This is a genomic window from Pseudalkalibacillus decolorationis, assembly GCF_024609785.1.
GTDB classification, from domain to species: Bacteria; Bacillota; Bacilli; order Bacillales; family Fictibacillaceae; genus Pseudalkalibacillus; species Pseudalkalibacillus decolorationis.
In genome coordinates this window covers 1-20,288 of the sequence record NZ_JANHJQ010000012.1, presented here as the reverse complement: position 1 = coordinate 20,288, position 20,288 = coordinate 1, and the positions used below count along the sequence as shown (strand labels likewise).

Sequence of the window (20,288 nt, the reverse complement as noted above, 5' to 3'; positions counted from 1 at the left end):
TTTTTTAAAAAATATTTTTTTCCAATTTCAGAAAAGTGAACAACACCCGGAACTTGCTTTAAAAGTTGACATTGAGACCTCTTATATACGGTTGAAACGATCACCTGAAAACTTCTTGTGTTTGCATTTATTTCGATGTGTCAGTTGTTTTCTTTTTCGTGAAGGTGAAATTCTTCATAGTGCGGTTGGAGGAGATCCTGTTGAGCTCGTAGAAATTTTTGCTCACCAAGGTATTGAACGACCCAGGGATCGAACGATGGGAGGAAAAGTGTGGTGGAAAGTGGTAGAGATGGTTATCGTCTTCAGCAGAATGTCGTTAGCAAACACTTCCGGATACTCGACCGAGAAAACCATCGGTGGTACAGTTCATTTGACGAGGACGAAGCTAATGAACGTTTATCCGAGCTATCAAATCGCGAAAAGTAGATATCTATCAAAATTATACAGAAACTTGGTAAGGCGAAATCTTGCCAAGTTTTCTTTACACGTTAAGAAAGTATAAAAATACTTTCTATAGTATAAGCGTAGCTAAGGCTCAGCCGGCGCCAAGGCTTGGCTGAGCCAATTTTTCTTTATCACCTGAACGGGCGCTTTCTTCTTAATTCATTGCTGATCTTTACGGTGTTGCTCATTCCGCTCTTTAATCTCGTTAATGAGTTCTTTTATACCATCTTTGGCATCTGGGTACTGCTCATTCCAGTGCTTCACAAGTGGTGGCATTGATTTTGACATATATGTATACAGAGCCCAAGTTTGAACCTTCTCTTTCAATTCATCATCCGATTCACCAAGCAGCAATTCTGTATATTTTGTAAGAAGACCGTCGAACTGTTCGCGAAGTTTCTCATCCATTCAATTCACCTGCTTTTTGAAGCCATTTTACCATATGAAAGTTAAATGTAAAGAATGATCATGACCCTTTTCTCAATCGAACCATTTATTTCTCATCGCGAGGATAGCTGCCTGTGTTCGATCATGAAGCTCAAGTTTACTTAATAGATTGCTTACGTGTGTTTTTACTGTTTTTTCAGTTATAAAAAGTTCCGATGAGATCTCTTTATTGTTTTTACCGAGGGTGATTTGGCGTAGGACATCTTTCTCTCTAGGAGTTAACTCATTGAAATCGCGCTCTGAATCTGTCCCGTTCGTACCTGTTGAAACATGGTTTAACAATTGGGTCGTAGCTGCAGGATGTAACTGGGTTTCTCCGCTGTACACAGCTTTGATCGATTTTACAAGCTCATCAGGCTCAATATCTTTCAATTGATAACCATCCGCACCTGCCTGTAAAGCAGGCACTACATGATCTTGATCCGAAAAGCTAGTAAGTACGATAATTTTCACTTCAGGAGATTGGTTTTTAATTTGCTTTGTCGCCTCAATGCCGTCCATAACGGGCATCGTCAAATCCATTAGCACAACGTCCGGCTGAAGGGTATGAACCTTTTCAATTGCTTCTTCCCCATTGCTGGCTTCCCCAATCAATTCAATCTCATCCTGCGTACCAAGAAAGAAACGAAGCCCTTTTCGTACCATGAGATGGTCATCTACTAACAATACCTTAATTTCCATACAATCACCTGCTTCCTATTTCATTCGGTTACTTTTTGAATAACCTATTTGGAAAGATAACCATAATTGTTGTTCCAACATCCGCTTGACTATCAATTACAAGCGAACCACCCATGATTTCTGTCCTCTCTTTCATGCTTGATAAGCCGAATGACCATTCAGGAGTACCATTTGAATAGGTCACAAATCCGCGCCCCTCATCCTTGATTGAAAGCTGTACTCGATCGGACATTCGTCTTAAACTAATGCTGGCACTATCTGTTCTTGCATGTTTGTGGACATTGTTCAATGCTTCCTGTCCGACACGCCACATTGTTTCTTCTACAAGGCGAGGTAGATTTCCGACACCTTCAATCTGTTCTGAAATTTTCAAACCGAGAGACTCCCCGTATTTTTTCAACGAGACGACTACCCCTTCTTCTAACCCAACAGGCCTAAGCTGCCAGATCATAGCTCTCATCTCCCCAACGACTTCTTGAGAAAGAGATTGCATTTCATCAAGTGACTCGATTAATACATCGTTATCTGGTAGTCGCTTCACATGTTCCTTCAGCCCTCTTGCAGTTAAACTGATCGAAAATAACTTTTGGTTAACAGAATCATGTAGGTCTCGGGCTAATCGGTTTCTTTCCTCGATCAGAGCGAGCTCCCTGCCTCTTTCGTACAATCGAGCATTTTCGACCACAAGCGATAAGTGGTCGCCAAGTGCTTTGATCACATCCGGATGAATACTGTTCCACGGCGATGATGAATGATTGCCGATCAAACACCCTATCCATTCCTCACCGATCGATAAAGGAATAATAAATGAATCATCCAGAGATAGACCATATTGTCCAACATCTTCACGGAATGAAGAGCATTGGAGAATTTCTTCAGGGGCACTGTATTCATCCACTCGATACCGCTTATGAACATTCTGAGCGGTTCCATTATGAGAGATTGAACGCAAAGCAAGGACATTCTCTTCTTTTATTAAAAAGGCGAGCGAATTAAGTTCAAAGACATGACTAATCTTTTCGACTGCATATTCGGGCAAAAGGTGAAGATCGTTCATCTTCCAAATCATTCGGCTGATCTCGTCTAGTTTCGTATACTGTTCGGCACGTTGTTGTTGGGCCTCGTAAAGTCGGGTCCTTTTAATAGCAGTCCCAATTTGAAACGCAACCGACTGCAGGAGATCCAATTCATCTTCCGTAAATTCATTTTTATGTGGTGCAGCGATGTTTAAGACACCGAATTTTTCACCACCTGCAATAAGGGGCACTGTTGCATGATGAGTAATAGCCTGCGTGTCACCCCAATCGTGTTCGATTGCATCCTCGATTCGTTTGCAATTGATTATGTTTACTGCTTTTTGGAGGCGTCCATCCCAAATCTTCTCCAAACACCAGCAGCTTCCTTTACACATCGGCTGTTTATCACCCCACGACAAAGCAGGAGGCAAGTTCACATCTGCAACGAAAGAATAAATAGGCTCCTCATCTATTAAAAAGATCCAGCCTGTGGAAAGCCCTGTGATTTCTAAAAGCTTTTCAAGCACTGATTGAAGCACTTCGCGTAAATCATTGGATTGATTCAATGTTTCGGCAATGATTTTCAATGTATTCACCCTCGACAAAACCTACACCACCCTCATCAATCGCTCAAAAAACTATCATTTATAATCTAATTCCAGATTACCACAAGAAAAGCGGAAGCACCCTCCCAGAGAACCTACCTCTTTTAGCTTCATCATAACCTATACGAACGAAAAAACCCTCCGGAAAAAGGAGGGTTCTACTCTAATACTTTCGTCTAAGAAGTTTAATTCTTTTCTACGACTAAAGCTGTAGATTCTATACAACACCGGACATTAATGCAGCATATGCTAGAGCGGATGCTGCGACTCCGAGTAGTGCACCTATCCAACCTGGCCACCGTTTAATTACTGTGTAAGCTGTAAACAGTAACATAACCAATGCACCGGCAGCCCACATATAGGTTTCAGATGTTGCAACAAAGGAAATGATGGATTTTTCATCAATCGAGCCGTCAAACCATTTTAAGAAAAATGGAGATGGAGAGTTCTGCAACAATGTCCTCCAAACCTCATGAGGAGGAGTCTGTTGTGATAAAAAGCCCGTAACACCGAAGACAACAAGAATGATAATCGCTTCGCCTTGCAGAGAACGTTTAACGTTGGCTTCTCCCTTTTTCAGCAATGATCTTTTCAAAAAGAATCCGTGTAAGACCGCATAGAGCAGGACTGGAATTAATAGCAAATGTTTCATCAAAAGGGCTTGTCCATAACTGAGCACCCATGCGTCGATGTATTGAGGCGCTACTATTTCGGTCAAGAGCAAACCGCCGCCTGATAACAGCAGAACCGCACCAATTGAAAACGGAGTATACCAGTTTAGAAACGGAATCCACTCTGAGCGTTTATTCGAAAACCAGGCGACATAAAAAAGAACGCCGATCCATGCTGAAACAGCGACTACATGGAGAAAGTGTGCGAAAAATCCAAGCAACGGATACAGAGATGCAGCATGACTTGAAAAGGAATAGGAGCTAATTAATACAACTGTCAGAAATGCCCCTAATCTTGCGTAAAATGTTGTTTCCTGCAACTCGTTTCGTCGAACTAAGAGATACAGGACGACTGCTATTAAAATACTTGCAAGCCATGCTTTTCCAACATCAAAGTTAAACAATACAGAGGTAAATGTTTCCCAATAGCCAATGCTTTGTGATAGGTACTGGATAATCTGTAAAAGGAGGACAAAAATCAAAATAGGGATCAGTACGATTGACCAAAGTAGAAGTTCTTTAGGAACCTTCACATTTGGTTTCCTATGCTTCGGAATCGATTCAAGTATTAATCCCCCAAGCAAAAAGGAGAATGCGAGATAAAGAATCCCTTTAAAGAAAATGATCATTCAGAACCCTTCTTCCGCATCACCCACCAAATGAAACCAAGTCCTATGGCAATAAGAACTGTTGCAATAGCAATCATCGATCCAGAGAGGCCTCCATCTTCCTCGGGTTGTTCAGATGGTACATTCTGCGCATTTGAGCTTTTTTCTGCAGCATTTTTCTCGTTCGTATCGTCTTCAGTCGACTGCTCAGAAGAAGGCTCCTCTGCTTCCGGTTTTGGTTCATTCTCTTCACCATTTTTCTGTTCGGCTGAATTCGCTTTGACGGTGAAGGTATAATCTCCATCTACAATATGGGTGTCTCCACCGACAATTTCATAATGAACGGTATATACACCAGATGGTAGCGTTTCAGAAAGCTGTACGAGCATGTTATTCTCCTGAATACTAACTGAACCAACTTCTATATCCTCACCTTTATCAGATGTAAGCGTAACGGTACTTCCATCTTTAATAGGAGTATTAAATTTAAGTGTAAGAACATCAACCGAATAGTTAACGGTTTCTCCACTAGCTGGTGTCGAACCCTCTAATGTAGAATGTGCATATGATACAACCGGAACTAGTAAGATTGTCATTATAATAGTTGCAATTAAAAGTAATGGTTTTGGCATAAGATGGTCAGATCCTTTCGTTTAATTGTACGAATCCATCTTACCACCTGTACTGTTCGGATTCTACTTCGTTCACATAACGTTCCTTTTTAGAAAGAACGTGCACTTAAAGAGGTTGTTCAAAAAGTCCGGTAAAAATAGCTTTCGAATTTCTTCGTTGCTCGGTCTCTTCGGACTTGCACAGGACGTGCTGACTTCGACGTTTTCACAGGACGTGAAGTAGTTAGTCGAAGTTCCATATGTACCTGCGTCTACATGCGTGTCCATGGAAGTAAGCTTCCTCGGTACAACTCGTAGTATTTATGCAAGTACCGCTCGTCGTTCCGGTCCTCAAGACTTTTCGCGCCTCGAACTTCTCGGCTCTTTTTATCCTCCTTTTGAACGTGCACTTAAAGTAAAAATGAGTGAATTGCAAATTGAAATCGTTCTTTTTCCTCGAGAAAGGGATAATGATTGCTCTCTTGAAAACACAAGAATGTAGAGGTGGGGATTAATCGATTCATTTCATACGAACAGCGAATGGGACATTGCACATCATGCTCTCCACAAATGATCAGTGTCGGAACTTTAAGTTCTCTTAATTGAACTCGATAATCGAACAGTGGAAACTCTTTTTCTGCAAAATAATCCAAACGTTCAACCGCAATTTTTTTAAAAATCTTTGCTGAAAAATATCGTTCATAACGCTCAGGTCGATAGAGGGATAATCTAGTTCGTTGTCGAGATAACAACTTTCTTTCATCAGGATGTAAACAAGGTAACTTCAATTTGTTTATCACATCTTGCATATCATTGAATTTAGGATGGTCTTGGTGATAAATACAATCCGATTCATCGGCATAATTTCCAGAGGCTGCACTTCCGACAACTATTAATTGACTAATGGATTCAGGATACCGAATTCCATAAAGCAATCCGAGCATCCCCCCGGTTGAATGGCCTGCAAAAGCCCACCGTTCTATATCCATTGAATCACGTATCGCCTCAAGATCTTTAACCGTTTCTTCCATACTGTACTCGTCTTCACTTTGAGGCTGATCCGATTGACCTGCGCCCTTTAGGTTCACGAGTATTACTTTATGTCTTACTGTAAATGTATCTGCAAAATGGTCACCCGAGCAATTGAAATCCGAATAGAGATGGGTTACACAAAGCGGGTTCCCATGCCCTTTTGTAAATACCTCAAATGTTCCTCTTTCAGTTTTGATAATCTGTGTTTGCCAAGCCTTCAATTCTTCACTCCTCTCTGTCTATCTCAAAAAAGTCACTCCTCTAGGAAGAAATTTCCCTATTTTTGTGATCCGAAACCCTATTTTAAACGTAAGCTAGATAAGTTCACTTTTAAACATTCAAAAACTAGTTTATGCTTGGGTTAGGAAACTTGGTTAACACCAAGCATTAGCCAGGTGTAAATAAGTAAACAAAAGGAGAATCGGATGAGTGAACGAGATCTCGAGCTCTATGAACGTATTCAAAAGCAAGATAAACACGCATTAGAGCTCCTATACGAACGTTATGAGAAATTGCTCTTTTCATTCTCATTCCGGGTCACCCGCAGGAGAGAACTATCTGAGGAAATCGTTCAGGAAGTATTTATCAAACTCTGGACAAAACCTGGGATATACGATGAATCCAAAGGAAAGTTTTCATCCTGGATTTTGACAGTAACTCGAAATACAGGCATTGATTATCTTCGTAAAAAGAATGAAAACATGTATGAATTAGAAGACCGTGATGCCCTTAAAAACGAGGAACCTTCTGTTGAAGAAATGGTGGAATGGAAAGAGAAAGGGAAAGAAATACGATCTGCTATAAGTCAATTGGCTTTAGAACAACAGCAAATGGTTGAACTATTTTATTTTAAAGGATTATCACAGCAAAAAATCGCAGATACATTAAAAATACCGCTGGGCACAGTAAAGGGACGAATTCGTCTTGCTCTTAAGCATCTTAAAAAGGATTTAGCCAGCGCTGAGCAAGGGAGGGATAGAGGTTATGAATGAGCATAATACGTGTGACTTGTTACTTGATTATTTCAATGATTGCCTGAATGAAATAGACAAAACTAAATTTAAAGAGCACCTGGCTAGTTGCAATGAATGTCAAGTAGAGCTCGAAGAATTGCAAATGTTAACAGAAGACCTACCTCTCTCTTCAGAACCGATTGAACCAAATGATGGAATGAAGAATCGTATTCTTTCTTCCGTTTTTGCTCAGCCAATCGACAATGAAATAAATGAGCAAACACCTGAATATTTACAGACAAGTGAAGTAAGCAAGCCGAATGAAAGTAATGTTCGCTCAATTGGTACAATGCGTAGAAATAAAGGATTGATTCAATCACTCCTGGCCGCATCCCTGTTACTCTCGCTTTCTGCAAATGCCTATTTCTACTTAAATGATGAAGGCCCTAATGAAGGGGCAATCGATACGGTAGAAGAAGAAGGTACAGATGAAGTAGTAAACCGGGTGGAATTAGCAGCTACGGAAGGATTTAGTGGAACCGCACAGGCAGCGATGATCCAAAAAGAGAGTGGCATGGCCCTCGTTGTCCAAGCGAGCGATCTAAACCAATTAACTGGTTCAGAAGCCTATCAAGTTTGGTTGATCGATAAATCCGGTTCAAAGTTTCGAGCAGGTACATTCCTACCTAACGAAAATGGTGAAGGGGCTGTATCCTTCCCGATAGATTATAAAGGTGAACACGATTGGGATACAATTGCAGTCACACTCGAACCGACACCAACTAGTGAACAACCTCAAGGAGATATTATTTTAGCTTCGAAATTATAAACGTGGCCGATGCCAAGACCTGACGCAACTGAGCATCATTTGCATTAAGAACCTGAATGAGAGAGAAACCCTCTCCATTCAGGTTTTTTGTGTCTTTGAGAAGGAGTGGGTTCAGTTTGGAATCGAAGTCGAATGATATCGTTTTATCTCAAAAGTTGAAAATAAAACCAAAAAGATTATAGCCTTCAGAGCCCACGCTGTAGGGTTTTGGAAGTTCTTTTAAAAAATGTTTAAAAAAATGTCTAAAAAAAGTGATCCAAACTCTCAACTTCTCTCGTTAGCCTAGTGAAATAAAAAATAAAGGAGAGATTTTAGGAATGAATATTAAAAAGACTTTAGTAGCTGTACCACTCAGCTTTTCACTACTACTCCCTGTCGCTGCGAATACAACGTTTGCACACGAAGGACACGAGCACAAGCCAACGGTTACAAACCCGGCTGTAGATTTGAGAACAACACTTGATAAATTACTAGGTGAGCACGTGTACTTAGCAGTTGAAACAATGAGAAAAGGCGTAGATGGCGCTCCTGACTTCGAACAATCTGCAGCAGCACTCCAAGCAAACACTGAAGACTTAAGTGCGGCAATCGCTTCTGTCTATGGAGATGAAGCAGGTCAAAAGTTTAAAGACATGTGGTCTGCACACATTGGCTTCTTCGTTGACTATGTAAAAGGAACTGCTAGTGAAGACGAAGCCGCAAAAAAAGCAGCTCTTGATGAATTAGCACAGTATAAAGAAGATTTCTCTAATTTCCTATCAACTGCAACAGATGAGCGTCTGGAAGCTGATGCCCTTGCAGAAGGTTTACAAATGCACGTTGACCAACTAATCGGTGCTTTTAACGCATACGTTGCAGGTGATTTCGAAAAGGCATATAAATATGAACGTGAAGCGATCCATCATATGTACATGGTAAGTAAAGGTCTATCAAGTGCGATCGTTCAACAGTTCCCTGAAAAATTCGAAAACACAAAAGCAGTAACACCTGCAGCTGATTTACGCTCAAACTTAAATTACCTACTTTCTGAGCATGCTGGGCTAGCTGCAATGGCAATGCAAAATGGTATTGAAGGATCTGAAGACTTTGAAGCTTCTGCGGCTGCATTAGCTGCTAACACTGAAGACCTAAGTGCAGCAATTGGTTCAGTATACGGTGAAGAAGCTGGTCAAAAGTTCAAAGACATGTGGTCCGCACACATTGGTAACTTCGTTGATTATGTAAAAGCAACGGGTGCAAAAGATGAAGATGCAAAGAAAGCAGCTCTTGATGCTCTTGCCGAATACAAAAAGAATTTCTCTGAGTTCATCTCAACTGCAACAGAAGGACGCGTACCAGCTGACGTATTAGCTGAAGGACTTCAAATGCATGTGGAACAACTCGTGAAAGCATTTGACACTTATGTAGCTGAAGACTATGCAACAACTTATCCTACTATTCGTGAAGCATATGCTCATATGTTCGGAACATCTAAAGCATTATCTGGAGCTATTGTAGCTCAATTCCCTGATAAGTTTGCTGGAGAAATGCCTGATGAAATGCCTAAAACAGGTATGGGCGGTACAGCTGATCAAGGAATGTCTACTGAAGCTATGATTCTAGCAGGACTAACTGCAATGATGGCTGCAGCGATTGTAGTATCTCGTCGTCTCAGCAAACAGAAATAAGAAAAGCGCAAGCGCCCTGGTTAGCCCCGAACGATCAAGGGGTTGGGCGCTGGAGCTTAGACTACATCCATGCAACAAAAATTCCAATTGAGAGAAGGGCTTCCCCTTCTCTATTTTTCTCCTAAAGGGTGAAAATAAATGAAACGATTTTCTTTCTTAACAAGCTTTGCTATCCTCATTTTACTTTTGACAGGATGCATGTCTCAGTCACCAGGTGCTGAAGACAATCAGATGAAGCCATCCTCCAATGCAGAAGAAAAAACGGATGAAGAAGCAGCTGATAATAAAACTAAATCAAATGAATCAAAAGAGTCAGCAGAGTCAGCTGAAAAGCTATCTACAGAAGATATTGAAATCATTAAGGATAACCGGAAAGGTATTAATCCTGTAACGATCGATATACCAGCAATTGATGTAAAAGCAGACATCGAACATGTTGGTAAGCTACCGGATGGTCGTATGGGGGTTCCCGATAATACAGATAATGTCGCTTGGTATGAGCCTGGCACCAAACCAGGAGACCCAGGTAATGCCGTAATTGCTGGCCATGTAGATGACTTAACAAGTCCCGCGGTCTTTTATAACCTTCATAAATTAGAAAAAGGTGATAAAATTCACGTTAAGGGAAAAAAAGGTAAGACATTAACCTTTGAAGTCTATAAAAAGAAGATTTTCCCACGCCTAGACGCGCCACTTTTGGATATTTTCGGTTTCACATATGCGAGTACACTTAACTTAATTACATGTACTGGTGAGTATAATCCCGAAACAACAGAACGTGCAGATCGCCTAGTCGTTTACACCAAGCTCGTACAATGACCAAAGAACCACAGTACAATGTACTGTGGTTCTTATATCTTTTCCTAGTATTGCTACTTTTAATGCTAGATTGTCCTCATACAATATCATGAATGAATTTTTGCGTACATGGTCAGATCGTGATAACTTTCCCCACTATAGGCATAATCCTTTAATACCCCTTCCTTACTAAACCCTAGCCTTTCAACCAAGCGAATCGAGCTTTTATTAAACGGCGAAATTAAGGCACCTATACGATGAATACCGAGTTCAGAATGTCCGTATTCGATTATTTTACTAGCCGCCTCCTGCATATATCCCATTCCCCAATAAGCAGGAGAAAGCTCATAACCAATTTCTGCACGATAATAACGATGGTGCCAATTATGGTAGCCGCAAGTCCCTAGAAATTGATTGTCTTCTTTTCTGACGATTGCCCACCTGTAAACGGTACCATGTTCGAACCCAACCCGATATTTTTGTATTAAATCGTTCACTTCCTCTTTTGATTGGATAGGGTCCATACCATAATAAGTAAGCACCTCTGGATCAGAGAAAATTGCGAAAATTCCCTCTAAATCCCCTTGATTAATTTCTCTTAAAACTAACCTTTCTGAATGAAGTTCAGGAAACTTCTTCATTGTTACCCCCTCTGATACCCATCTAATTAGAATGTTGGCCTTTAATCTATGGGATGTGATTTTTTTGTATTGAGCTACCACATTTCTTTGACAACACGTCTTTTTGCCCGGATAAAAACTATATTCACAATAAGATGGAATATTCCTTTATTCTCAAGAAAAAAAATAGCACCATCAGAAGCGTTCCTGATAGCACTATTTTAGTTACGTAATTTTAGAGAATAATTGAAGTAGCTTTTCAATTTCCTCATCAGAAAGATTTTGAAATTTATTTTTCATATACGTATGCTTTCTTTTTTCTAACATCTGAACTAAGGTTCCGCCTTTTTCCGTAATACAAAGATTGATTACCCGACGGTCGTCCTCAGCTCTTTTCCGTGTAACAAGCTCACGTTGTACTAGTCGATCAGTCACAGCGGTAATATGACTTGTCGAAACGTTAAATTCTTGAGAAAGCATCGAAGTCATGACTTGTTTTTTCTCCATTATAAACTTTAGATACGTAAATTCCATTGATGTTATTTGATCCTGAAATAAATCGTTTAGTTCACGACGGAACATACGGAATACTTTACGAAAGCTCTTTTCTAAATCTGCAATTAACAACTGGCGATTATTCATAGTCCACACCCAATATATCAAAATCGTTCTTCAAAATGAATCACTATTATCATACCAAAGATACATATTATTCGAAACCTTATACGTCTTTTTACCGATTCTCAGTTATTGATGAATTTACCCACAATAGCCTTCCACAATCTGGTATAATAGGAGTGTCAAAAAGGAGAGGAGAATTCATGACGGCACAATCCATTAAAGTACGTTCTATACTTGTTGGCAAACCAAAAATAATCGGGGAAACACGCAATCCTGTTAAGTCAGGCATTTATAAATATAACGTTTCGGAAAAAGTCTATCTGTCAAAGGTCAATTTTGATGGAGACGAACAAGCTGACCTTAAAAACCACGGAGGACCTGATAAAGCGATTTGTGTGTACTCATCTGAGCATTATCCTTATTGGGAATCTATACTACAACAGCAAATGATGGACGGTGCATTCGGTGAAAACCTAACTCTCGAGGGAATAACGGAAACGGACATTTATATTGGTGATCGATTTCAATTAGGCGAAGCAATCGTTGAAGTTTCACAGCCTAGGAGACCTTGCTTTAAGCTCGGAATTAAATGGAATGAACCAAAGCTAGCTCAGTATGTACAGGATACAGGGTATTCTGGCTTTTATTTACGTGTTGAAAAAGAGGGCTGGGTAACGCCAGGTGATCCGCTTATAAAAACCTATGAGCATCCTTCAAAATTCTCAATTTCTACTATGAATCATATTGTATATCATGACCCTGATAATGAAACAGCACTTGAACGCCTCATCCAATTGAAACCGCTTGCAAGCAGCTGGCGGAAAGGGATTATAAAACGACTTGAGAAAATAAGAAAAGCGGAAGCGCCTTGACCAGGTGCGACAAGCGCTGGAGATTCTGTAACATAACACGCTTTTTGTGTTTGTGGAAGAATCGAAGCGACCTCGAGCACCTAGGCGCTGAAGCTAGACATTACATCCATGCCGCAAACTTTTATACTTTCTTAACGTGTAAGAAAAGAATAGACGCATCTATATATGTTAACGACATTCATACAGTTACGGTTATGAAAATCATTCAATTTATACTATACTAGAAGAGGTTGTTCAAAAAGTGACTGGCTAACAGGAATTATTGTTTTTGAAAGGAAGAGTTCAGATGAATATTAGCTTTTACTTACTACCGAAAAGTGAAGTGAAGTTTTTGAACCCTGAATCCACTATACGTCAAGCGCTTGAAAAAATGTCTTTTCATAAGTATACGTCAGTACCCCTTGTTGATAATGAAGGGAAATACACTGGTACCTTAACCGAGGGTGACCTATTGTGGAAATTAAAAGAAGATCTTGAAGCTGAAGAAGAATATGATGAAGTCCAAAAAATCAGATTAAAAGATGTCCCTCAAAGAGTGAAAAATATTCCGATAACAATTAATGCAAATATGGAAGATTTAATACCTTTAGCCACAGACCAAAATTTCATTCCAATAACTGATGATAACGGACACTTTATTGGAATCATTCGTCGCAGAGACATTATTAAATATTGTGCAAGCCTTATTTGGGAGAAAAAGGAAGCTGAAAGAGCTTAAGCCTAAGCCCTCTGTTTAGGTATGATAAGCACAGCACTGGAGCAGGCCGAAAAGCGAGCGCCCGGGTTAGCCAAGAAGTGATCCAAAGGGTTAGGCGCTGAGCTAGACATTGTACAAATGTAATGGCTAAAGAGGCTGATTCGCAAATAGCGGATCAGCCTTTTTATTCGTTATATCGTGTTCTTTATCAAAAAAGTTGCCATGCAGAGGGAGTTTGCCCCTATAAATCATGGGTTGCAGTGAAACTTAGAGATATGTCAACGGCAAAGTGGATTTCGTTTAATGTTATTCCAATGAAAGTTATATCGTTCCATTATCCATTAATTGTACCCACGTTTTCCCACCATCTGTTGTCTGAAATACATTATTTTTCGAAGTAATAAAGGTAACCTCCTCATTTTGTTGAGGATTCTGAGCAAGATACATAATCGCCTCTTCCTGCCCCAGTTCAGGTGAATTCCAATCTTTCAGGTTACTTTTATCCTTAAAGGATTGCTCAAAAAGCTTGCCCTCAGCTGTCGTATATAACAATGATTCTTCAGTAAAATGGGCAGCCGTAACGACAGTACTTTTTGTCGCTCGTTCAAAAGTATCACCGTTATTGGTTGACACATAAACACCATCAGAGGAAGTCAGCCCAATTTTATTTTCGTCAGTCGGATGAGCAAAAAGGTATGCCGCATCAGATGGTATGCCTTTCATTTCACTCTGCTCCCAACTTCCACCATCATTTAAGCTATAATACATTCCTGTACCTAACTGATCATTCGGATGCTGGTTAACTAAATAAATCGCACTACTATTATATCCCACAGTTAAATAGTGAAAATCAGATTGGCCTGTGAATCCTAATTTCTTGAGGTTTTCTCCTCCATTTGTGGAACTAACGAGGCCAATCGGATTTGGAAGTGTGGATCCTTCCCCAGGATGTCCGCTTGAATAGAAGCCCTTCTCCGTCGCGGAAAAGCCCATAAAATCATGCTGATTACCTTTAGGTCGATACCATTTTCCATCTTTTACCGTAATTAGGCCATGATGAGAAGCAATGAAAACCGTGTTATTGTTTCCGGCATATCCGAGACCGTGGACATGGTCAACCTGAATTTCATTAATCTTTTTATAATAACCAGACTTGTCCACCGAAAACCTCGGTCCCAGTTCACTTTGCTCTGGAGATTCTTTTTCAGTATTGTTCTTTTGTGAAGACTCATCTTGTTGGTTGTCTTTCTCATTATTACCACATGCACTTACAAATAGTAGCATGACCATAACTAAGGCAGCCATCCACTTCATTTTCATTTACTATCCACCACCTGATGTTATTTTAACTGCTTCTTTTTCCTTACCCTATACCGTACCATAAACCTTATAATATCCCTTCTACATTCTTGACTAACTTTTAACAATTGAATATTGACTATCACCTAAAGAATGATCGATGAACCGTTAAGTTCGTTCTACTTGCACAAAAAAGGTATTATAGGTATAGCAACCAACGATTTCAGGAGGAAATTCAATGAAACGGACACGGCAATTTTTGCTATGTATTATTATCATTTTATGTTTTGCAATTGTTTTTTTTACAGGACTTCAACTCTACATTAAACTAGCGGCTGCAGCAATCTATATAGGTATTGTGTTCTCAATTTGTTATGTACTTATGCTTGAAAATCGGTCTCCATACAAGACATTATTGTGGATATATGCAATATTATTTTTACCAGTCATCGGTTATATCTTCTTTATTTATTCTGGTCAATTAGAAGTTAAAGGGCATTTATTTGAACAAAAACGCTCGCATGATAGTGAGCAGATAGAGAGAATGCACCATACGAACAGTCCATCTGAAAAATGGAATCTTCTTAATGAATCCCAACAAGAATTTTCACAAATGATTACCTCTTTCAGTGGTCAAACGATCAGCTTCTTTTCTAGTACGGAGATCTTAAAAAATGGCGATGAGAAGTTTCGCAGACTGATCGATGAGTTGAAAACAGCAGAAGACTTTATTCATATGGAGTACTATATCTTCCGTGCTGACACGATTGGTAATGAGCTTATTTCGGTTCTTAGTGAAAAAGCAGAAAATGGTGTGGAGGTTCGGTTTATTTTTGATGGAATCGGTAGTCTGAAATTATCGGACAAGGCAATTATGCAAATGAAGAAGTCCGGTGTTGAAGTGTATAGCTTTTTACCAATCCAAAAAGGATTCTTTAATCAGAAATTAAACTTTCGTAATCACAGAAAAATTGTCGTTATTGATGGAAGGATTGGATTCACGGGTGGATTGAATGTAGGTGATGAATATTTAGGACGCAATCCATATTTTGGATTTTGGCGTGATACCCATATGATTGTAAAAGGGGAAGCGTTGCGGGACCTTCATCGCATCTTCCTTCTCGACTGGAACTATGTCAGTGAACAATCGTTATTTAACGAACGCTATTTAAGTGTACAGCCTGCCGAAGAAGATGGTGGAGTTCAGGTCGTTCCAAGTGGCCCGGATACTTCTCAAGGTGTCATGAGTTATCTCTATTACAGCATGATCACTACAGCAAAGAAATCGATTTGGATTGTAACACCCTATTTTATTCCCAGTAAGGAAATTCGTACTGCCTTATTAATTGCAGCTGTAAAAGGAATTGATGTTCGGCTTATCGTCCCTGAAACAAACGATGGATTTCTTACTCAATACGCCACTCGATCCTACTTCAGTGAGTTGTTACGATACGGTGTAAAGGTCTATTTATACCAAAAAGGATTCCATCACCAAAAGACAATTATTATTGATGGATCATTTGCAACGCTTGGTACTGCTAATGTAGACTTACGAAGCTTCCACCTTAACTTCGAGGTCAATTTATTCATGTTCCAAACCGCCACGATTGAATCGTTAGCTAACCATTACCTTGAGGATATTGAGGATAGCATTGAAATCAACAAAGAAACACACTTTAAACGGAACCTTTTACTAAGGACAAAAGAATCCTTTGCCCGTCTGTTTTCACCTGTTCTTTGAGTTAGATTCTTTTTTCATGAATCCTTTCAAACCGTACATACTAATGATAACTATATTGTTATTAGAGGTGACTGTGTATGGTTGGTATTGGCTGGGTTATTCCTATTGGATTTTGGTTGATCGGTTTATTAATAGCTGCAAGTCCCGGTTTCATGTTTCGGTTCGTTGAAAAGGAAAAAGCACATCTTAGAAAAGAGGCAGATGACCGTAATTTTCGTGACCATCTAGCCTCGATTACTCTTAACGTTGAAGAGGATGTTCTCAGTATGATTCCGTGGTGGGGGTTTACGTTAATCACTTCGATTCTTGCTGCTTTTCTTTTTACATTTGGCTTTGTTGCATTAAGCTTTGTCATTCATCCCTAATTTATGGAATAGTTCGTTTATATCGATATACCAACGTGCGGTTATACTGTCTCGGTAAACCGTTACGTTGGTTTTTTTTCTCTCTTGGCCACTCCCTGTCATGTAGTGTACCTTAACCGGAAATTCAACTTTAAGGATCGACGTCGGTTCATGCTCTTGTTGAACTTTCACGGGATCAATGAGAACCAACCGATCAAGCTTCTTTTTGTTTATATCCTCAATAATCGTTTTTCTTAAAATGGTGAAGTCCTCCTGATTCACTGCATGAGTGAATACTTCAGCCATTTCCTCACTTGTAGCATTATTTAAATAATCGTCCAGCTTACCAGCAGCTTTCAAAATCATTAATTGGTGAGTAGGGTCTTCCTTATCTGTCGTATGAACTGTACTTCCAGGTAAATGGATGCAAAAATGGCCAGGAAAATTGTTTGATAACGCACCAGCCCCGTGTGGCATGCCGTGCATAGAAGCGGCAATCATATGCTTACCCTTTTTGATGTAAATGGCTCTTCTTTTCCAGCTCCATTTCCCATTATAAATAGCCTTCATAATTGCTGTATCCGTTTCGGTTAACGGTTGGACATCTGCATGTTGTGAACCCGCCCTTCGTTGGACTTGAAAAATCAACCCCGTTTTCCGATCAATCACTTCAAAAATCTCCCCCGTAGGAATAATCTTATTTGTTTCATTCCATGGTTTTAATTCAATGTCATATGGGAAATGACTACTTCCATCCAAAATTGTAGGAAGTTTATCTACCTTTGATTGTGCCATCGTCGTCTGATAGGAGCTGAATGTAAGAACCAAGCTCAAAGAACTGATTATCATTTTGTGTTTCATCTTTTTCTCCATTTCCCTTTACGTTCCAAGTTTTTATTATATTTTTTTGCAAGAACTGAATCCTTATAACAGGTAAATATTGTCCGACAGTAAGTACCATTTTTTAGATCGATGGGAACGTTCGAATTGGAGAAGCTAGGGATAAGGAGGTATGAAAAAAATGAAAAATCAACCGAAACGAAAAACAGTTGAAATCGAACATCCAACAATCCGAGAGGTGGATGAACGAACGATTCACCCTGGGGTTAAAGAAGAACAAGAGCAGCAATTGATGGAAACGAACTATAATGATAAAAACGAGGAAAATAGAAGCGTACAAGGGTAAATTGTTAACTTAAAAAACCTGAACTGGGGAAATTATCCAGTCAGGTTTTTCGTGTAAAATTCAATTACTTTTTACACTCCTGTTATTACTTCAACGTCTCCAACACCAACGCTCAGATCAATTTCTATCTTTACATCTGATTTTTCATACGCTTCATTCATATAGTAATCTCCATCGATCGTTAATCCCTGCATTGTCATCTCTCCGACACCATTATCTACTTTAATTCGAACACCAGCATCTTTAGGGATAATTAACTTTGTATCTCCGACTCCTCCATCGATCCTAACATTGAAACTTTTTTTCCAATCTCCACTCAGGTCGATTACAGAATCCCCAACACCTGAATCAATCTGTAATCCTGTAAGGTTTAAATCACTTAGATTCAATTTACTATCTCCAACACCTGTCGCAACTTTCAAGTGAAGAGGGACTTTATTATTAAGCTTTAATTCCCATTCAGTTATGGATTTCCCAAAATTAAACCCTATATCAAAGTTAAAGAATGAATCATCTTCTTCGCTTGAAACTTCAAGTTCTCCTCTCTCTCCATCCACTTCATAGTCAATTTGTGGTTTTTCACTATCGTCATCGAATTGAAAGAACCCTTTCAGTAGTTCCTCTGCTCCTCCAGTTACACTTAGTTCGGCTACTCCCAATTCAATCTCGGCTTCCACAGATTTTGCACCACTAAGTGGAACAGATTTAGTATACTCCTCACTTTTTTCTGGTGAATTAAATGATTGAAAGCCCATTACAGTCATACCAACTGCTCCAATAACAAATATTGAAAGTGCAGTGAATACAATTTTTTTCAAATTCAATTCTTTCAGATTCACGAATTGTCCCCCCTAATAATCTTTAAATTAAACTGTAAATATTTTACGATTACAAAATAGAAAGCCTTCGTCACATAAATCATGCCTATAGATAAAAGTACACCGAGCCCACCCGTGGTCATCATGACAAACAGTGCTTCTAGAATTCCAGGATCACTTGATACAATTATTTTGATTAGGATGAAGATAGGTGAAGCCACAAGAGCAAGCGTAGCTGTGTAAAGACCAAGCATTACTCCTACAAGTCCTATAAACGGCCCCAAGACAAAGATAAGATTGAAGAATCCCAAGCTTAATGTAGCAATGACAGCCTTCGAAATAGTATTGACTGATTGATTCTCTTTAGCTTGATTGATATGAAAGTCTGCCTTAAGTTCGTTAGCTATCGATCTTGGACTCCCAAGTGAATCAGAAACCTCTTCCTCAGATTTTCCATCTTGCTTGCCGATTTCAAAATGCTCTTTATAATCGAAAAGGATCTCCTGTTGTTCCGCTTCTGGAAGATCTTTAAGCAATCGTTCAAGCTCATTCATAAACTCACTTCTCAACATCCGTTAACCCCTCCTTAATAATCCTCTCCACACCGTCTGAAAATGTTCTCCACTCATTGATCAACTCGAGCATTTCCCCTTTTCCGCTCTCAGTTAATCGGTAATACTTACGCGGTGGACCTTCCTGAGATTCCTTTAGATAAGTTGTAAAATAATCATCTTTCGTGAGCCTCCGAAGAACCGGATAGACTGTGCCCTCAGAGATGGCGAACTTCTCTGAAATGCTGTTTGCTAGTTCATAACCATAACGGTCCTTTTTTGAAGCCATCACCATGACACACAATGTTAGAACACCCTTCTTAAACTGAGGGTTCATTGAATTCAACACCTACTTTTCATATAGTATTGTTTAATGTATAGTACTGATCTAAATATAATATACCACCAGCTACTATACATTGCAAGGTACTAATTGAAAAATATTTCCATAAAATGCTTTTGTGTTTGTCGAAGAATCGAAGCGACCTTGAGCGAAGATTCTAGAAGGTTGCTTTTTTGTATACATGGGGTATTCTAATGATAGAAAATGGATCAGGGAGGAAAACGATGCATCCACTTTTAAAAAAGATGAACTTTAAAAATCAACATGAAGTTTTGGTTGTGAATACACCTGAGGAATTTGAACCTCTAAAGAAAGAACTTGCTGAAGAAGTTACCGTGTTGGAGGAAGTGGATAAAGAAACGAAAATCAACTTTGTTCTCATATTTGCTATTAATAAAGGTGACATTGAACGTTATGTCTCAGAAGTAGTTCCGTTGTTAGCTGTGGAAGCGATAGTCTGGCTCGCCTACCCTAAAAAATCATCGAAACGTTACAAATCAGATATAACAAGAGATATAGGCTGGGAACCGCTTGGAACTGTTGACTTTGAGCCAGTTCGTCAGGTAGCCATCGATGAAGACTGGTCAGCTTTAAGATTCAGGCACGTCGATCAAATCCAATCATTCACTCGAAATAAAAAGATGACATGGAGTGAGAAAGGAAAAGCCCGCCAACATTAAATCGAAGCCACTGAAAAACTAGCGTATTTTCTGTAAAATGGATTACTGTATTGAAAAAGACGACTTAAATTCACTTTTTGAATTTAAAGTCGTCTTTTTTATTGAATAAAATTGTCTATAATGACCTCGTTTTTAATCCATTAGTTTTAATATT

24 protein-coding genes are annotated in these 20,288 nt (G+C 39.4%); 11 read left to right on the top strand and 13 right to left on the bottom strand.

Going from position 1 to position 20,288, the window contains the following annotated elements; all coding sequences use genetic code 11:
• Window positions 1-273: 273 nt before the first annotated feature.
• The gene (locus NON16_RS12745; protein ID WP_257349515.1) at window positions 274-426 is read left to right on the top strand and encodes a hypothetical protein; all 153 of its coding nucleotides are present in this window, start codon (window positions 274-276) and stop codon (window positions 424-426) included.
• A 177-nt stretch (window positions 427-603) separates the two neighbouring features.
• On the opposite strand, the gene NON16_RS12740 is transcribed toward NON16_RS12745, so the two are convergent.
• The 6 genes from NON16_RS12740 to NON16_RS12715 all read right to left on the bottom strand — a co-directional run bounded on the left by NON16_RS12740 (window position 604) and on the right by NON16_RS12715 (window position 6,336).
• On the bottom strand, window positions 604-852 hold the full coding sequence (locus NON16_RS12740; protein WP_257349513.1) for a YusU family protein: 249 nt from the start codon (window positions 850-852) through the stop codon (window positions 604-606).
• Window positions 853-924: 72 nt separating this feature from the next.
• Entirely contained in the window at window positions 925-1,572 is a 648-nt protein-coding gene (locus NON16_RS12735; protein ID WP_257349512.1) for a response regulator, read from the bottom strand.
• 28 nt (window positions 1,573-1,600) lie between these two features.
• Complete coding sequence (locus NON16_RS12730; protein WP_257349730.1) at window positions 1,601-3,184, bottom strand: GAF domain-containing sensor histidine kinase; 1,584 nt, start codon at window positions 3,182-3,184, stop codon at window positions 1,601-1,603.
• Between the two features lie 226 nt (window positions 3,185-3,410).
• The gene (locus NON16_RS12725; protein WP_257349510.1) at window positions 3,411-4,493 is read right to left on the bottom strand and encodes a copper resistance D family protein; all 1,083 of its coding nucleotides are present in this window, start codon (window positions 4,491-4,493) and stop codon (window positions 3,411-3,413) included.
• On the bottom strand, window positions 4,490-5,104 hold the full coding sequence (locus tag NON16_RS12720; protein ID WP_257349509.1) for a copper resistance CopC family protein: 615 nt from the start codon (window positions 5,102-5,104) through the stop codon (window positions 4,490-4,492). Before NON16_RS12720 ends, NON16_RS12725 begins: the two co-directional genes overlap by 4 nt.
• Before the next feature lie 389 nt (window positions 5,105-5,493).
• Window positions 5,494-6,336, bottom strand: a complete 843-nt coding sequence (locus NON16_RS12715; protein ID WP_257349508.1) for an alpha/beta fold hydrolase — start codon at window positions 6,334-6,336, stop codon at window positions 5,494-5,496.
• A gap of 204 nt (window positions 6,337-6,540) precedes the next feature.
• Here NON16_RS12715 and NON16_RS12710 point away from each other — a divergent pair, with 204 nt between their 5' ends.
• From NON16_RS12710 to NON16_RS12695, 4 genes are all read left to right on the top strand, one after another.
• Complete coding sequence (locus tag NON16_RS12710) at window positions 6,541-7,107, top strand: RNA polymerase sigma factor (RefSeq protein ID WP_257349507.1); 567 nt, start codon at window positions 6,541-6,543, stop codon at window positions 7,105-7,107.
• Entirely contained in the window at window positions 7,100-7,897 is a 798-nt protein-coding gene (locus NON16_RS12705; RefSeq protein WP_257349505.1) for an anti-sigma factor, read from the top strand. Before NON16_RS12710 ends, NON16_RS12705 begins: the two co-directional genes overlap by 8 nt.
• A gap of 317 nt (window positions 7,898-8,214) precedes the next feature.
• The gene (locus tag NON16_RS12700) at window positions 8,215-9,564 is read left to right on the top strand and encodes a copper amine oxidase (RefSeq protein ID WP_257349504.1); all 1,350 of its coding nucleotides are present in this window, start codon (window positions 8,215-8,217) and stop codon (window positions 9,562-9,564) included.
• A 138-nt stretch (window positions 9,565-9,702) separates the two neighbouring features.
• On the top strand, window positions 9,703-10,383 hold the full coding sequence (locus NON16_RS12695; protein WP_257349503.1) for a class F sortase: 681 nt from the start codon (window positions 9,703-9,705) through the stop codon (window positions 10,381-10,383).
• An 86-nt stretch (window positions 10,384-10,469) separates the two neighbouring features.
• On the opposite strand, the gene NON16_RS12690 is transcribed toward NON16_RS12695, so the two are convergent.
• Window positions 10,470-11,003, bottom strand: coding sequence for a GNAT family N-acetyltransferase (locus tag NON16_RS12690; protein ID WP_257349502.1), 534 nt, complete (start codon window positions 11,001-11,003; stop codon window positions 10,470-10,472).
• A 204-nt stretch (window positions 11,004-11,207) separates the two neighbouring features.
• A complete protein-coding gene (locus NON16_RS12685; RefSeq protein ID WP_257349501.1) occupies window positions 11,208-11,624 on the bottom strand; it encodes a MarR family winged helix-turn-helix transcriptional regulator in 417 nt (138 codons plus the stop codon).
• A 179-nt stretch (window positions 11,625-11,803) separates the two neighbouring features.
• Here NON16_RS12685 and NON16_RS12680 point away from each other — a divergent pair, with 179 nt between their 5' ends.
• Window positions 11,804-12,475: an MOSC domain-containing protein gene (locus NON16_RS12680; RefSeq protein WP_257349500.1), complete on the top strand. Its 672-nt coding sequence runs from the start codon at window positions 11,804-11,806 to the stop codon at window positions 12,473-12,475.
• Window positions 12,476-12,761: 286 nt separating this feature from the next.
• Window positions 12,762-13,193: a CBS domain-containing protein gene (locus NON16_RS12675; protein ID WP_257349499.1), complete on the top strand. Its 432-nt coding sequence runs from the start codon at window positions 12,762-12,764 to the stop codon at window positions 13,191-13,193.
• Between the two features lie 300 nt (window positions 13,194-13,493).
• Here NON16_RS12675 and NON16_RS12670 read toward each other — a convergent pair whose 3' ends face one another.
• Entirely contained in the window at window positions 13,494-14,492 is a 999-nt protein-coding gene (locus NON16_RS12670; RefSeq protein ID WP_257349498.1) for a F510_1955 family glycosylhydrolase, read from the bottom strand.
• A 217-nt stretch (window positions 14,493-14,709) separates the two neighbouring features.
• Here NON16_RS12670 and cls point away from each other — a divergent pair, with 217 nt between their 5' ends.
• Together cls and NON16_RS12660 are read left to right on the top strand one after the other, a co-directional pair.
• The gene (gene cls / locus NON16_RS12665) at window positions 14,710-16,212 is read left to right on the top strand and encodes a cardiolipin synthase (RefSeq protein WP_257349497.1); all 1,503 of its coding nucleotides are present in this window, start codon (window positions 14,710-14,712) and stop codon (window positions 16,210-16,212) included.
• Window positions 16,213-16,289: 77 nt separating this feature from the next.
• A complete protein-coding gene (locus NON16_RS12660; protein WP_257349496.1) occupies window positions 16,290-16,577 on the top strand; it encodes a hypothetical protein in 288 nt (95 codons plus the stop codon).
• On the opposite strand, the gene NON16_RS12655 is transcribed toward NON16_RS12660, so the two are convergent.
• Window positions 16,554-17,417 (bottom strand): hypothetical protein, encoded by an 864-nt coding sequence (locus NON16_RS12655; protein ID WP_257349495.1) that lies wholly within the window; start codon window positions 17,415-17,417, stop codon window positions 16,554-16,556. The genes NON16_RS12660 and NON16_RS12655 overlap by 24 nt on opposite strands.
• A 160-nt stretch (window positions 17,418-17,577) precedes the next feature.
• Between NON16_RS12655 and NON16_RS12650 the strand changes: the two genes are divergently transcribed.
• Entirely contained in the window at window positions 17,578-17,742 is a 165-nt protein-coding gene (locus NON16_RS12650; protein ID WP_257349494.1) for a hypothetical protein, read from the top strand.
• 71 nt (window positions 17,743-17,813) lie between these two features.
• Here NON16_RS12650 and NON16_RS12645 read toward each other — a convergent pair whose 3' ends face one another.
• The 3 genes from NON16_RS12645 to NON16_RS12635 are packed head-to-tail and all read right to left on the bottom strand — an operon-like array spanning window position 17,814 to window position 19,448.
• A complete protein-coding gene (locus NON16_RS12645; protein ID WP_257349493.1) occupies window positions 17,814-18,581 on the bottom strand; it encodes a toast rack family protein in 768 nt (255 codons plus the stop codon).
• Window positions 18,578-19,132: a DUF1700 domain-containing protein gene (locus tag NON16_RS12640; RefSeq protein WP_257349492.1), complete on the bottom strand. Its 555-nt coding sequence runs from the start codon at window positions 19,130-19,132 to the stop codon at window positions 18,578-18,580. Before NON16_RS12640 ends, NON16_RS12645 begins: the two co-directional genes overlap by 4 nt.
• Window positions 19,119-19,448 (bottom strand): PadR family transcriptional regulator, encoded by a 330-nt coding sequence (locus tag NON16_RS12635; RefSeq protein ID WP_257349491.1) that lies wholly within the window; start codon window positions 19,446-19,448, stop codon window positions 19,119-19,121. The genes NON16_RS12640 and NON16_RS12635 overlap by 14 nt, the downstream gene beginning before the upstream one ends.
• 230 nt (window positions 19,449-19,678) lie before the next feature.
• Here NON16_RS12635 and NON16_RS12630 point away from each other — a divergent pair, with 230 nt between their 5' ends.
• Window positions 19,679-20,134 carry a DUF3052 domain-containing protein gene (locus NON16_RS12630; RefSeq protein WP_257349490.1) on the top strand — a complete coding sequence of 152 codons (456 nt, stop codon included), beginning with the start codon at window positions 19,679-19,681 and terminating at the stop codon, window positions 20,132-20,134.
• Window positions 20,135-20,288: the final 154 nt, after the last annotated feature.